The organism is Bacillus cereus group sp. MYBK139-1 (assembly GCF_051916915.1).
Classification (GTDB): Bacteria; Bacillota; Bacilli; order Bacillales; family Bacillaceae_G; genus Bacillus_A; species Bacillus_A pacificus.
This window is the reverse complement of the sequence record NZ_JBQAHO010000001.1, coordinates 637769-651309: the sequence shown is the minus strand read 5'-3', so window position 1 is coordinate 651309 and position 13541 is coordinate 637769. Positions and strand designations below refer to the sequence as shown.

The following is a 13541-nucleotide window of genomic DNA, read 5'->3' as shown; positions in this document are numbered from 1 at the left end:
TAAGCCCCTTCTTATTCTTTCATTACAATCCATTTATTCGTTCTACTGTATTTCTTTGGTGAAGTACCAAGAATTAAAGGAACCGCATCCAGTTCCTTTCGCCGGAATCCAGCTGTGTAAAAATAAGAAGAAGATACAGGTGTATCCTGATCTGATATGGAGGCAAGCACCTTTAATACATTTTGCAAGTGTTTCCGATTATCCCCGTTTTTTATATGTAGTAATCCATTATCTTTTACGCTATTGATCCATACTTCAAATGAACAGTTTTGCATAAGCAGTTGTTTACATACGCCTGCCGTTAATTCAATGAGTTCCTCTGTATCATTTCTCAAAGAAATACCACTTTTGTTTTGCAAGTTTAGATAAATCGCATATTTATCTGATTGTGTTCGCTCGTATTTTTTTGCAGTTATCGCCCCTGTTTTCGCTGTCGCACTCCAGTGGATAGAACGAAAATCTTCATTTTCATACGACTTCACTCCCATTACCTTCGTTTCATCATATAAGGGTGATGACATCGCTTTTCGAAATCCTCGTGACCATTCTTGTAATTCAGGAACTTGCATTTTCGGAACAGCTGGTAAAACTAAATAGGTCGGTGTTTCAACTTGTTTATATGTTATATGGTTCGTCATAAATCCAAAGGGATCTGTAATGACAATTTCAACTTCTTCCCATCTCGCAATTCCCCTTTTTACAGCTACAGCTTGTAAATCAAATAAAACTGACTCTCTTCCTTTTAAATTAAAATTCATATAATAATTTGAACCTGTACTATGATTTTTGTTTATTTCATCATGATTCCAAGTTAGCTTATTTTCACACTTAAATCGAAATACAACATTAAAAATAGGAAAAATTGATTTGTTTGAAATTTTTATTTTGCATCTGTTCGTTTCACCTATAAAAACATTCGAATTTCCTTGACTGTATTCCCATTCAACACGAGATACTTTACGTATATAAACATGCATAGCACCTATTAAAATTACATACAAAAATACGAGAGATAAAAACAGTAGATTACTTGAAAATATACATAAAATAACGGCTACAACTGACATAACTCCCATTACGAAAGGCTCCGCTAAAGGTGTATACACAAGCTGTTGATTCATCGTACATTCTCCACTGGCACATCAATCGTATGAAGAATTTCTTTCATGATTTGTTCTTTCGTCGTTTTCATCTCCCCCTCAATCGTTAACGTTAAACGATGAGCGCATACGGATGCAGCAAGTTGTTTTATATCATCTGGCGTACAGTAATCTCTTTCATTTAATATTGCCCGTGCTTGAATCGCTCTCATAAATGCCAATGTGCCGCGCGGACTTACACCAATTTCAATTAGCTCATGCTTACGCGTTGCCTCAATAATTTCAAGAAGATAATCTTGTACATCATTCCCTACTAACACTTCTCTTGCACGCTTTTGCATCGTAATAATTTCTTCACTTGAAATAATAGAATGTAACGTTTCTAACGGATCATTCATTTGAAACCGATTCATCATTTCCTTTTCAGCTTCTCTCGTAGGATAACCTTGGCGTATTGTGAGTAAAAACCGGTCTAACTGAGCATCAGGTAAAGGAAATGTACCGGCCGATTCAAGAGGATTTTGCGTTGCAATTACTAAAAAAGGTTCTGGTAAGGAATGTGTCTGTTTCGCAATTGTAACAGTACGTTCTTCCATCACTTCTAATAACGAAGATTGTGTTCTCGGTACAGCACGATTAATTTCATCCACTACTACTATATTTGCAAAAATAGGACCTAACCTCGTTTTAAATTCCGAATCCTTCACATCAAAATATTCGAGACCAATAACATCTCCGGGCAAAGTATCCGCTGTAAATTGTATTCTTTGAAATTTTGCGTCCACGCTTTTAGCCAAACTTTTCGCTAGTGTTGTTTTTCCTGTCCCCGGTACATCTTCTAATAAAATATGTCCTTTTGCTATTAGAGCAATGGCTGCAAGTTCTATGGATTCATCTTTTCCTATAATAACTTTCGAAATATTATTAGTGATTTTCTTTAATGTGTTCATCTATTTATCCCCCCACTTTCTTTTGTTCTGAAAATTAAGAATTATTATTTTCCAAATTATAACACATTACGATAAAAGTAAATATATTCCTGTCAAAATAAAAAAGATGACCTTAGCACTATAAGCTAAAGTCATCTTTCTCATTATTTTACTAACTCTCCATTATAAGCTTTTATATCAAGAGGAGCAGTTAAAAACTGTTTTACTTTGCTAACGAAAGATGTGAAGTGTTCACTCGTATTATGACTCGCAACTGCTACTTCATCTTTCCATACTTCTACCATCGTATACACATTTTCTTTTTCTACATCTTTATAAAGATCATAAGATACATTTCCACTTTCTTCTCTTGAACCATGAAGTAATGGTTGAACTTCTTCTAAAAATGTTTGTTGTTTCGCTGGATCTACTTGAAATGTTGCGTGAATAATAATCATGGTGTTTCTCCTCTCATATTTCACTTATTTCTTTTGAAATTACTTCCACTCAGCAACTTTTTCAACTGGAAGACGTACTGATTGGTAACCACTATCAGCAGCTTTTCCGATTGAAATTAACATAACTGGTACGTAGCGTTCTTTATCTAGTCCAAATGCTTCTGCGATTTGGTCTTTTTCAAATCCACCAATTGGGCAAGTATCATAACCGTGAGCACGAGCTGCTAGCATAAATTGCATTGCTACAAGACCACCGTCAATTAGTACTGTGTCTTTCATTATTTCTGGTGTAACCATTGAGAAGTAAGCTGAAAGTTTTTTCATTTGATCTTCTTTTACTTCAGCTGGCATAAGTCCGCGCTCTACTGCTGTACCGTAAATTTCTTCTGCGTTATCAAAGTTGTTTAAGTCACCGAATACAGCGATCATTGCTGAAGATGTTTCTACTTGTGATTGATTGAATTTCGCAAGCGGTGCAAGTGTTGCTTTCGCTTCGTCACTTTCAATCACAAGGAATCTCCATGGTTGCATGTTTACTGATGATGGTGCAAGTGTTGCTTCTGTAAGAATTTCTGTCATTTCTTCTTTGCTAATTTTCACTGATGAGTCGTATTTACGAATGGAACGACGTCCTGTTAAAATTTCGTTAAAATCATTTGTTTTTACTGAGTTAGTCATAGTTGTTTTCTCCCTTTTTTATAATTCTTTTATATTTTCTTGAATGTGATTTAACATAGTTAAAAGATTATCGCGTTCTTCCTCACTTAATCCTTTAAATGCAGATGCTGCAAAACGTTCTTTTTCCTCTTGAAACGCCTGAATTTTATTTCGTCCCTCTTCAGTTAGAGAAACTAACGTAATTCTGTTATCATCTGGATTTTTACGTCTTACAATCATTTCATTAGCCTCAAGCTGCTTTAAATGCCTCGTTATCGCTGCATTATCAATATTCACTTCTTGCTGAAGTGCTTTTTGACTAATTTCACCTACTTCAAATAACTGAAGTATAAGCTCTAATCGAGACTGGCTCATACCCGTACACCCTTCAAATTTCGAACTTACTTCTTTATTTAGAAAGTGTAATTTATATAAAATAATCGCTTCTTTTGAGCATGAACTTGTCAAACTATCCCTCCTTTACATACAAAATAAAAATATTTGATGCATCAATAGTTGATACGTCAATTAATATAATCTATATCGATTAAGAATGCAAGCATTTTGTTTTCATTGTATTTTTTCCAAATTAAGGCGCTTTGTAGCGTTACAAAAAATGTAAATTACATTATAATAGTAATAATTTAAATGACTGGAGAGTGATTGTAATGCGGCAATACACAAATAGAAATGAGGAAATGAAAATGGAAAATGAAATGAGGATATTGATATATGACAACAATAAATATAGGGATTGTCGCGCACGTAGACGCTGGCAAGACGAGTTTGACTGAACGTATTCTTTATGAAACGAATGTGATTAAAGAAATTGGCCGAGTTGATGGCGGAAGTACGCAAACAGACTCAATGGAATTAGAAAGGCAGCGCGGAATTACGATTAAAGCATCCGTCGTTTCTTTCTTTATTGATGACTTAAAAGTAAATGTCATCGATACACCGGGACACGCTGATTTTATCGCTGAAGTGGAGCGATCATTCCGCGTTTTAGACGGTGCGATTTTAGTTATTTCTGCCGTTGAAGGTGTGCAAGCACAAACGAAGATTTTAATGCGAACGTTACAGAAACTAAACATACCGACTATTTTATTTGTAAATAAAATTGATCGTCGTGGTGCAAATAGTGAAAAAGTTGTAAAGCAAATAAAAACGATTCTTTCAAATGAAGCATTCCCCTTTTACTCTGTCCTAAACGAAGGAACAAAGGAAGCTCGTATTATTGAATATAAATCATATGATGATTGTATAGAACGATTAGCACCATATAATGAATCGTTACTTGAGTCATATGTAAATAACGAAATCGTAACGGACACAATGTTAAGAAAAGAACTCATTAAACAAATAGCGCAAGCAAATGTGTATCCGATTTTCTTCGGTTCCGCAATGACGGGTATAGGAGTATCTGAACTACTTGAAAATATTTCAGCCTTACTTCCAGCTAATAATCTGTCTCAAGATGAAGAATTGTCCGGTATTGTTTTTAAAATTGAACGTGAACCTTCTGGAGAAAAGATTGCATATGTAAGAGTTTTTTCTGGTAACTTACACGTTAGAAAACATGTTGATATACAGCGCGATCAGTCTCTACCACATAAGGAAAAGATTAAAAAAATGTGCATGTTTCATAATGGAGATGCTGTTCAAACTTCTACCGTTCCTAGCGGAGAATTTTGCAAAGTGTGGGGACTAAGTGATATTAAAATTGGTGATATTATCGGTGCAAGGACTGATTATATAAAAGATATTCACTTTGCCGAACCACAAATGGAAGCTGCCATCGATGCAGTACCTAAAGAACGAATTCATGATTTATACGCTGCACTTATGGAACTATGTGAAGAAGATCCACTCATTCAAGTGTGGAAAGATGATGTTCATAATGAACTATATATTCGCCTTTTCGGTCAAGTACAAAAAGAAGTAATTGAAACAACTCTTTTTGAGAAATATAATTTGCAGGTTACTTTTTCAAATACGCGAGTTGTATGTATTGAGAAGCCAATTGGCATTGGGATTTCCGTTGAAGTAATGGGCGAAAAAACGAATCCATTTTACGCAACAGTTGGATTCAAAGTTGAACGTGGTGAACTTAATTCTGGCATAACATATACATTAGGCGTTGAACTTGGCTCACTACCTTTAGCCTTTCATAAAGCGATTGAAGATACTGTATTTCAAACGTTAAAACAAGGTTTGTACGGATGGGAAGTTACGGATATTATCGTTACGTTAACCCATACTGGCTATGCTAGTCCTGTTACAACAGCGAGTGACTTTAGAAACTTAACGCCGCTCGTTTTAATGGATGCTTTAAAGCAAGCTGAAACATATGTATATGAACCAGTAAATAAGTTTGAATTAACTGTACCAGAACATGCAATTAGTACTGCAATGTATAAGCTCGCTGCTATTTCAGCAACTTTTGCAGAGCCTATATTCAATAATGATTCTTATCAGTTAACAGGATCATTACCTGTTGCAAAAACAGAGAATTTTAAACGCATGCTCCATTCATTTACAGAAGGAGAAGGCATATTTTCAACGAAGCCAGCTGGTTTCACAAAGCTGAGACCTCCCTTCCCTACTCGAAAACATGTTGATTATAATCCGCTGAATCGGAAAGATTATTTGCTTCATGTGTTGAAGGCTTATTAAAGTAAAAGAGGTGCAATTCGCACCTCTTTTTGCATGTATTGATAAGTTAGTTTTCCCTAACAATTTCTTTAAGCTTTTCTATTATTTTCGCTATTGCTTCAATTGAATTCTCTGTTTCAAATTCTCCAACATTCACAGAATGATTTGCATTTTTGACAACATCGATCGTTAAATGCGTTTTATATAACTGATCAATTTTATTTGCATTATAATGATGATCTTTATCCCCAATAACTAAAAATCCTTCGTGATTACTTTGTAAAATAGATTCGAAAATAGATTCAAAATTTAGTAAAGGTGTAAGTACTATCATTTTTGACTGTAAAAAATCTTCTCTCTTCATTAAATCATTTGCAATTGGAATTGTTCCGAGTGATTTTCCTAAAAACATCGTCTCGTTGTATTGCTCACCTTTTAATACTTCATTCATTATAGGATGAATATCACCCATCATTACTTTCGTTACTTCTTCTATTGGTTTATTCATTACTTGTTCGTCATAAGAATAATGAATATGTACAACATCTATTTTATGTTCAAGCATAAGCATCGTCGCGTAATAAAATAACGGCTTATCATAATTGTATCCTGAACCTGAAAACATAAAGCAAACCGTACTAGAACCTTTTTCGATATGTGTGTAATGAATTACTTTGTCATTTATATGTATCTTTTTTTTAGTCCTCTTCACCGTTTTCCCCTCCGAATACATTTACTTTTGTAATACAATATGTTCTGTGTGAGCTACTATATCCTTTACTTTTTCTTTTATAAATGCTGGTTGTAAGTTATATGCATGTAACTCTTCTACCGACACCCACTTAAACAAATATGTTCTACCCTCTTCTTCCAAAATATATTGATTCGCTCCATTCGCGGGTAATTCATGCAATTCTACTTCGTAATAAAAACTAATCTCATGAAACTTTCGCTCAGAAAGTGTGAAGAAATTTTCTACTGACCATAGTAATCTCTTTACTTTAATAGGAACAGCTAATTCTTCCGCAAGTTCTCGTTTTAACGCGTCTTCACTATTTTCTAGCATTTTCACTCTACCGCCTGGTACGTACCAAAAATCTTCACCATTACCTTGCAATATAAGGATTTTATTACCGTGTTTACAAATGGCTCCGACTCGGTAATTAAAACATGTTTCCTCAACTTTGAACGTAAGATCCACAACGATTGCCTCCTATACTTCATTTAAAAATCGCTATAAAACTATTATGTATGTATCGTACAAATAAGATTACTAAATTTTTCTAGTTCATTCAATAGTTTTTTAATTTTCCGAATCTTTTTCCATCAATTATACATATGCATCTATTACAATAACAGTACACACGAAAAAGCGCCTTGTTTCTTTAATAACAAGGCGCTTTTTCTTGATACTATATTTAAATTGTTATCTTCCCACTCTCCCACCACTCCATGAAAGTTTTTAAAGAAGGCGCAACCCACGTTCTACTATCATTTTCATGATTCCATACATATATATCATCTCTTTGTACCATTCCATTCAAAACAGAATAACCAAACAAATCACCATTTCCGCCATCAGCAAAAAATAATAAACAATCCAAAGGCATGTACAAATCTTTAAAATCAACTATATTTCTCATATTCATATTTTCAGTTTTAATTTTTGAAGCAGGCCATATAAAGTCCCCGTACTCACCTTCTATACCGTTTGTTTCCTGTAATAATTGATATAGATCATTCGGTAACTCCACATGTAAACATCTTTGTATATCAGTAAGTTCATCATTCGTAGCTGGATTTTTCAAATTTAAGTTTGATGAGATACTATGAATGGTGTCTTTCCACATCACCTTTTCTCCTCCTAATATTCAATCAATTATATATAAGGCTACTCTGAATTTATTGATACCACTTTTCTAACAAACACTTCTCCCTCTTGCCTGAAATACCTGCTTTTAATTCCCATTCGTCCATACTCTTCATCCACACATACACATCTGCAACTGTATCTTCTAACCTTCTAAAAGTAAGTCCTTCTTTAACAGCACTTTCAATATTAATAGAAAAACCACCTTTCCACGGCTTTGGCTCACCTTCTAATGAAAAAGTTTCAGGAATCCATAGTGGCATCTCTGTCCAAGGCTGTACTTTATATTCATTTATAAATGATTCATCTACCCAAACGAATGCAGCATCACCATTCGTAACCTTTTTACACGTATTTAATAGCTCTTCCATCGTCAATTCATAATTTGGACCTGTAACATTGAATATACCTGCATTTTTGTTTTCTGCCATGTTTAGTCCCCAATTTGCGACGTCTTTTATATCAACTATCTGCACTGGACGGTCTTTTCTTCCTGGAACTAACACCTTACCTCCTTTTGCTATACGCTGAATCCAATATGGAAGCCGATCTGTATAATCAAACATTCCTGAAAGAAGTCCTGCTCTTACGTGTAAAACACGCCGAGGCCAATACTTCTCTGCTTCTTTTTCACATAATACTTTCAGCGCACCGTAATACTCATAAGGAGATACTTCACCATTTTCTACAGCCTTTATTTGCTCAGCCGTCGGTTCAGGTTGTAATATATAGTCTTCTTTTATATGATGCAGAATCCAATCTTTATATACGGAAAGGCTTGAGATGAATATATAGTGTTCAATATTATCTTTAAGCACTTCTCCAACATTTCTAATGTGATGTGGAGAAAACCCACATGTATCTACGACAACATCCCATTTTCGATTTTCTAAACTTGATACATCACCATTTCTGTCACCGATAAGCTGCTCCACTTCTAGAAAAATCTCCTGGTTTGTTCCACGATTAAATAATGTAACTTCATGCCCTCTCTGTAAAGCCTCTTCTACAAAAGCTCTCCCTAAAAAACGTGTACCACCTAGTATTAAAATTTTCATGGTTCTCCCCCAGTCATCATTAAAAATCCTTTCTTTTGTTAAACGAATTTCTATCATAAAAAGTTACGGGGGATTTGTTATTTTACTTTAATTCTAGAAACAAAAATAGAATCCATTTTGAAAAATAAATCAACATGGATTCTTAAATAAAAAACAATTTTTTTGATGTATCTTAGTTTAATTGTTAACTCTGCACAATTTCCCCATCAACTAACTCAATAATTCTATTACACTTATTCGCTACTTCCATATCATGCGTTACAATAATAATTGTTCGTCCTTCTTCATTCAGTTGTAACAGTAGATTCATAATTTCTTCTCCTGTTTTTCTATCTAAATTTCCAGTTGGTTCATCCGCCAAAATTAATTCTGGTTCACCTACTAACGCTCTTGCAATTGCGACGCGCTGCTGTTGTCCACCTGATAGCTCGTCGGGTGTTTTATGCATATGTTCTTTTAATCCTACTTTTTCTAAATAGAACTTCGCCTTATTTTCTCTTTCCCGTTGCTCTAGCTTTCTATATGTGAGTGGTAGCACTACATTATCCAGTACAGTATGTTCTTTTAACAATGCAAAATATTGAAAAATAAATCCGATCATTTCATTTCTTGTTTTATGAACTTTATTTGCTCTAATTTCAGTTAATGTTTTTTCATTTAACGTATATTCACCCTCATTTGGCATATCAATTAACCCGATAACATTTAATAGGGTACTTTTCCCTGAACCTGACCGACCCATTATCGCTATCATTTCGCCCTTATTTATCGTTAAGTTTATACCGTTTAACGCGAACGTATTATGGTTCTTGTTACTATACACCTTCTTAATGTCTTTCAATACAATTAAACCCATTATTCCATCCCACCTATTAATGTTTTCGGTTCGAGTTTTCTAATAAATAAGAAGACAATTACATTTGATACAATGATGATCAGTAATAAGAAAAGAAATACTAAAAGTAATATAGGCATGTCCAATTTAAAGTCTAATGCGGATACTGCTTTAAAATCCTTTGACATTTGCAGCAGATTACCATATCCCCATGAAAAGTAAGCTATTGACATTCCTAAGCCAGCTATTGCTACAATAATGTTTTCTATAACAATTTGAATAAACATTCCAAATTTACTTTCGCCAAAAACTATTTTTATACCAAATTCCCTCTTTCTCATCAAGATAGAAACGATGGTTGTTACTACCATTCCGACGATCGAGAATAGAATGAATAAGATTCCTACTATAAGTTGAGGTATTTCAGAATAACTATTAAGAGTAACATCTATATTTATTTCATCACCTAAATTTTTCAAATAAAACGTACCGCCGTTTCCTTTAAGTTGAATTGATTTTTCTAGTTTCTTTACATCTGCATCTTTTCGTAAATGTAAAACTGTACTTTGATGCAGTCTTAAAAACATCGCTTCATAATTTTCATATCTATCAGATGACATAGGCATTATCATTGCATAATCCAACTTCAAATAAACGTTCGTTGTATTATTATTTACGATAAATTTATTCTCTGGTAAAAAGCCTATAATTGTATATTGATTATTAATTGTATCCCCAACTTGAAAATATTTCTTAAAGTAAGAACCCATTAATACTTTTGTTTTTTCTTCACTATTTTTTGGAAAATCTTCATGCAAGAAACCCTCTTCAGGTTTTAAAGGTAAACCTAACAATTTATAGTAATTTTCATCAACAACAATTGTTTGAACAGTAGGTCTGTCATCGTGAAACGTTTTATGTTTCAAATCAGCAATCATACTATTTTGAAGTGGCCTATTACTTAATTCTATTTCAATTAAACTCTCCTCGTATGTACCATACGAAATCACATCTTTATTTTGATGAATTGTATTATAAACCGCTTGAATTTGCTCTTTATTAAATTGATCGCTTTGTAACCTATCTGTCGTCCTTTCAAAAGTAACTAAATATGTTTTATCCACATTTAATACTGAGCTGGCTTTATCATTTAGATGGTGTAAATTATAAAATACATTAATTGAACTCGTTATAGTTGCTAATCCAAATGTAATCTGTATTAGAAGAAGTACGGAAAATAGAAATCTCTTTTTTAATGCTAGGAACGCACTTTTTATTCTCATCATTTTTACTCCTTTAACGCTTTAGCAGGTTCACTTTTAAGCACATATACAAATGGTATTACAGAGAGGATAAAAGCTATAGTAAGTGAAAAAAATACACACATTACAATATGAGTAGACTGTAAACTAATGCTATAACTTGTAAACTCTACAATATTTTCACTCAAAGTGCTAAAAATCCATTGTATGCATATTGCACAGGTTGATGCAGCGATTGCACATAAAAATAATTGACTAAATATAAAAATAAACAGATTTACATTACTTGCTCCCAAAGCTTTCCTTAACGACAGACTTTTTTTCTTCGTATAAATCCAATAATAACTTACTATTATACTGGTAATGAAAGCTATACAAAAAAGCCTAAATGGAAAACTAAGTAACTCTTTCACGGCTTTACTTGTGTTTTTTTCTTTCTCATAGTTCTCTTTTTCACTAATCACTTTGGCATTTATATCTTTATTGTTCTGTTTCATATGCTGTATGAAAGTTTCTATCTCTTCTTTAGGGTTTTCGTTAGAACGAACAATCATTTGGAATGTATTATCTTTTTGTATCATCTGTTTCACTTCATCTGGCATGTCATTTAGAGAGACGTAAATTTTAATATTATACTCATATCCAGTATTTTCTCCAGCTACGCCTTTAACTATATATTCCTTATTAAATAATTTTATTGTTTCCATATCCTTATAAATTTTCTTCCCCACTATTACACTATTTTTTTCATCTTGTCCCATCTGAGAACCTTTTAGCAAAGGTGGAGACCAATTTTTATTAAGGAGACCATTCATTGTTACTCGGCCGATATCTGGAATAGTAGTACGAATATCATTTGTAATAACACTAGCATTTTTAAAATCAGATTCTACTAACGTCTGAAACTGTTTGAAATTGATTTCCCCCATATTAGTAAGTTGAACGGAATAGTAATAATTAAAATAACCATTTTTTCTATCATAAAATTTCTCATCATAATAATCTTTCGTCGACATTGCTATAAGTATCGGCCATATTGTCAATACAAATGCAATAAATAACATAATGAATATTGTTTTGTTTACCACTATTTCTTTTAATACTAGATTCATATATCCTCCTCATTTTAAAAACCGTGAAAAAGGCATTTATCCTTTGTCACGGTTTTTGTTGATTGTTATCTAATTACCATTTCCTTAGAGGTATAGGCACTATCCCCTTTCATTACCCATTCATGACCCGAATAGCCAGTGGTAATTGGCCCTCTGGATGAAACTTTAACGTTCACACGATCTGTAATTTTAGCATTATTCTTTTCTACCTCTTTAGAAGACCCATCATCAAAGCTAGCCCTTACAGTCATCTTGTAAAAATGAGGTTCATTTGTTTGCGTAGTGTAGGCGTATCCTGTAGCCTTTCCTCCACTTCCGTCCCATTCCCCATAAGAATCCCAACTAATTGAAGCAAATGAAGCGGAAGAAACCATACCTAATAAACAAGCAGTAATCCCTGTAGTAGCTAAAGTTTTTTGAAGTAAGCTTTTCATATATCCTTAATCTCCTTTTTAAAATATTCACTTAAATATTTAAGTATTTTTAGGCCTTGTCCTCATTATACATAAAGAAAACAAGAAGATATTTAAAAATCCTAATATTTACATTACTTTACACAGAACTTACCTTCTCATGAACTTTCCTTCATAAAACAAAAAGATAGTATGAAACTCCCATTCACACCATCTTTTTGCTTCCGTTATTTATTTGATTCTGTATAAGGAAGAATATATTTCACAATCAATTCCCATCTATCCCTTGCATTCGGTATGACTTCAGAAGCAATCACCACCACCAGTTCCTTCTCTGGAATACAACAAATCACATTCCCACCATCGCCCATTGCACAGTATGAAAAGATTCCAGCCTCTTCTCGTAACCACCATAAGTAACCATATTGATTTTGGTTCATTGTTGTCGATTCTTTTATCCATGGTGTTGATAGAATTTGTTTTCCATTATGAGTACCTTCATTCAAATACAGCTGTCCAAACTTAGCCATATCTTTAACCGTTAACGTTAGTCCCCAGCCGCCTGTCGAAATACCATTTGGATCATGAACCCATCCTTTTACATCTTTTCCGAATAAGTCATCGAATCCAAATGCTTTCATATTGTAGTTTGGAATTTCTCTCATGCCGAGTGGCTGAAATACGTATTCATTCGCAAATTCACGTGCACTTTTTCCTGTTGCGTTCGTTATAATTGCTGATAGTATGTGAGCTCCTGCAGATGAATATTTAAAAAATCCAATTTCTCCGCCGTTTCCTATCCTATTTAACGTATATTGTATCCAATCTTGTTGTGTACATAGTTCTTCTAACGGTTCCTGCCAGTCTACAAAAGGATATGGCGCTGTCATTGTTAGAAGATGGCGTACTGTTACTTCAGATGCCTTAAGTTTATATTCCGGGAAAAACTCTATTACTCTTTGATCAACGCTTTATATATATCCCTTATCTATACATATCCCAATTAGCGCAGAGATTATCGTTTTTGTAACTGACGCTACATGAAACGCATCATCTGGACCGTGTCCCTTATAATATTTTTCAAAAATAACATTACCTTTCTGCACTACTAACATACCATTCACATTTCCATATTCTTCTTGTATAATCTGATCTAACTTTTCAGCAGTTTTCATTATTCCTTCCCCTTTAA

The 13541-nt window shown here is 33.7% G+C and carries 14 protein-coding genes and 1 pseudogene; 1 reads left to right on the top strand and 14 read right to left on the bottom strand.

Features of this window, described 5'->3' with window-relative positions:
• Positions 1 to 11: 11 nt before the first annotated feature.
• From ACTFRS_RS03255 to ACTFRS_RS03235, 5 genes are all read right to left on the bottom strand, one after another.
• On the bottom strand, positions 12 to 1121 hold the full coding sequence (locus ACTFRS_RS03255; protein WP_139865976.1) for a DUF58 domain-containing protein: 1110 nt from the start codon (positions 1119 to 1121) through the stop codon (positions 12 to 14).
• The gene (locus ACTFRS_RS03250) at positions 1118 to 2050 is read right to left on the bottom strand and encodes an AAA family ATPase (RefSeq protein WP_242293272.1); all 933 of its coding nucleotides are present in this window, start codon (positions 2048 to 2050) and stop codon (positions 1118 to 1120) included. Before ACTFRS_RS03250 ends, ACTFRS_RS03255 begins: the two co-directional genes overlap by 4 nt.
• Before the next feature lie 143 nt (positions 2051 to 2193).
• Positions 2194 to 2487 carry a putative quinol monooxygenase gene (locus tag ACTFRS_RS03245; protein WP_062821704.1) on the bottom strand — a complete coding sequence of 98 codons (294 nt, stop codon included), beginning with the start codon at positions 2485 to 2487 and terminating at the stop codon, positions 2194 to 2196.
• Between the two features lie 39 nt (positions 2488 to 2526).
• The gene (locus ACTFRS_RS03240) at positions 2527 to 3165 is read right to left on the bottom strand and encodes a nitroreductase family protein (protein ID WP_242293273.1); all 639 of its coding nucleotides are present in this window, start codon (positions 3163 to 3165) and stop codon (positions 2527 to 2529) included.
• Between the two features lie 18 nt (positions 3166 to 3183).
• Positions 3184 to 3612 (bottom strand): MarR family winged helix-turn-helix transcriptional regulator, encoded by a 429-nt coding sequence (locus tag ACTFRS_RS03235; protein WP_139865979.1) that lies wholly within the window; start codon positions 3610 to 3612, stop codon positions 3184 to 3186.
• A 264-nt stretch (positions 3613 to 3876) separates the two neighbouring features.
• On the opposite strand from ACTFRS_RS03235, the gene ACTFRS_RS03230 reads away from it, so the two are divergent.
• Positions 3877 to 5820 (top strand): GTP-binding protein, encoded by a 1944-nt coding sequence (locus tag ACTFRS_RS03230; protein ID WP_318160627.1) that lies wholly within the window; start codon positions 3877 to 3879, stop codon positions 5818 to 5820.
• Between the two features lie 46 nt (positions 5821 to 5866).
• Here the strand turns inward: ACTFRS_RS03230 and ACTFRS_RS03225 are convergent, their stop codons facing one another.
• From ACTFRS_RS03225 to ACTFRS_RS03185, 9 genes and pseudogenes are all read right to left on the bottom strand, one after another.
• Positions 5867 to 6532, bottom strand: a complete 666-nt coding sequence (locus ACTFRS_RS03225) for an alpha/beta hydrolase (RefSeq protein WP_318160626.1) — start codon at positions 6530 to 6532, stop codon at positions 5867 to 5869.
• Positions 6533 to 7000 (bottom strand): NUDIX hydrolase, encoded by a 468-nt coding sequence (locus ACTFRS_RS03220; protein ID WP_016717853.1) that lies wholly within the window; start codon positions 6998 to 7000, stop codon positions 6533 to 6535.
• Positions 7001 to 7217: 217 nt separating this feature from the next.
• Complete coding sequence (locus ACTFRS_RS03215; protein WP_061182882.1) at positions 7218 to 7649, bottom strand: SMI1/KNR4 family protein; 432 nt, start codon at positions 7647 to 7649, stop codon at positions 7218 to 7220.
• A gap of 52 nt (positions 7650 to 7701) precedes the next feature.
• Entirely contained in the window at positions 7702 to 8727 is a 1026-nt protein-coding gene (locus tag ACTFRS_RS03210; RefSeq protein ID WP_318160625.1) for an SDR family oxidoreductase, read from the bottom strand.
• Positions 8728 to 8911: 184 nt separating this feature from the next.
• Positions 8912 to 9583, bottom strand: coding sequence for an ABC transporter ATP-binding protein (locus ACTFRS_RS03205; RefSeq protein ID WP_318160624.1), 672 nt, complete (start codon positions 9581 to 9583; stop codon positions 8912 to 8914).
• Positions 9583 to 10848: an ABC transporter permease gene (locus ACTFRS_RS03200; protein WP_318160623.1), complete on the bottom strand. Its 1266-nt coding sequence runs from the start codon at positions 10846 to 10848 to the stop codon at positions 9583 to 9585. Before ACTFRS_RS03200 ends, ACTFRS_RS03205 begins: the two co-directional genes overlap by 1 nt.
• A 2-nt stretch (positions 10849 to 10850) precedes the next feature.
• On the bottom strand, positions 10851 to 11936 hold the full coding sequence (locus ACTFRS_RS03195) for an ABC transporter permease (protein WP_001055046.1): 1086 nt from the start codon (positions 11934 to 11936) through the stop codon (positions 10851 to 10853).
• Between the two features lie 65 nt (positions 11937 to 12001).
• Entirely contained in the window at positions 12002 to 12370 is a 369-nt protein-coding gene (locus tag ACTFRS_RS03190; RefSeq protein WP_318160622.1) for a hypothetical protein, read from the bottom strand.
• A 206-nt stretch (positions 12371 to 12576) separates the two neighbouring features.
• A pseudogene (locus ACTFRS_RS03185) lies at positions 12577 to 13524 on the bottom strand (serine hydrolase domain-containing protein).
• Positions 13525 to 13541: the final 17 nt, after the last annotated feature.

Bases quoted from the DNA above. Each gene is read 5' to 3' on its own strand.
- ACTFRS_RS03240 (WP_242293273.1), bottom strand. From the start codon at position 3,165: ATGACTAACTCAGTAAAAACAAATGATTTTAACGAAATTTTAACAGGA.
- ACTFRS_RS03215 (WP_061182882.1), bottom strand. From the start codon at position 7,649: ATGTGGAAAGACACCATTCATAGTATCTCATCAAACTTAAATTTGAAA.
- ACTFRS_RS03230 (WP_318160627.1), top strand. From the start codon at position 3,877: ATGACAACAATAAATATAGGGATTGTCGCGCACGTAGACGCTGGCAAG.
- ACTFRS_RS03210 (WP_318160625.1), bottom strand. From the start codon at position 8,727: ATGAAAATTTTAATACTAGGTGGTACACGTTTTTTAGGGAGAGCTTTT.
- ACTFRS_RS03190 (WP_318160622.1), bottom strand. From the start codon at position 12,370: ATGAAAAGCTTACTTCAAAAAACTTTAGCTACTACAGGGATTACTGCT.
- ACTFRS_RS03250 (WP_242293272.1), bottom strand. From the start codon at position 2,050: ATGAACACATTAAAGAAAATCACTAATAATATTTCGAAAGTTATTATA.
- ACTFRS_RS03205 (WP_318160624.1), bottom strand. From the start codon at position 9,583: ATGGGTTTAATTGTATTGAAAGACATTAAGAAGGTGTATAGTAACAAG.
- ACTFRS_RS03225 (WP_318160626.1), bottom strand. From the start codon at position 6,532: ATGTATTCGGAGGGGAAAACGGTGAAGAGGACTAAAAAAAAGATACAT.
- ACTFRS_RS03255 (WP_139865976.1), bottom strand. From the start codon at position 1,121: ATGAATCAACAGCTTGTGTATACACCTTTAGCGGAGCCTTTCGTAATG.
- ACTFRS_RS03195 (WP_001055046.1), bottom strand. From the start codon at position 11,936: ATGAATCTAGTATTAAAAGAAATAGTGGTAAACAAAACAATATTCATT.
- ACTFRS_RS03200 (WP_318160623.1), bottom strand. From the start codon at position 10,848: ATGATGAGAATAAAAAGTGCGTTCCTAGCATTAAAAAAGAGATTTCTA.
- ACTFRS_RS03245 (WP_062821704.1), bottom strand. From the start codon at position 2,487: ATGATTATTATTCACGCAACATTTCAAGTAGATCCAGCGAAACAACAA.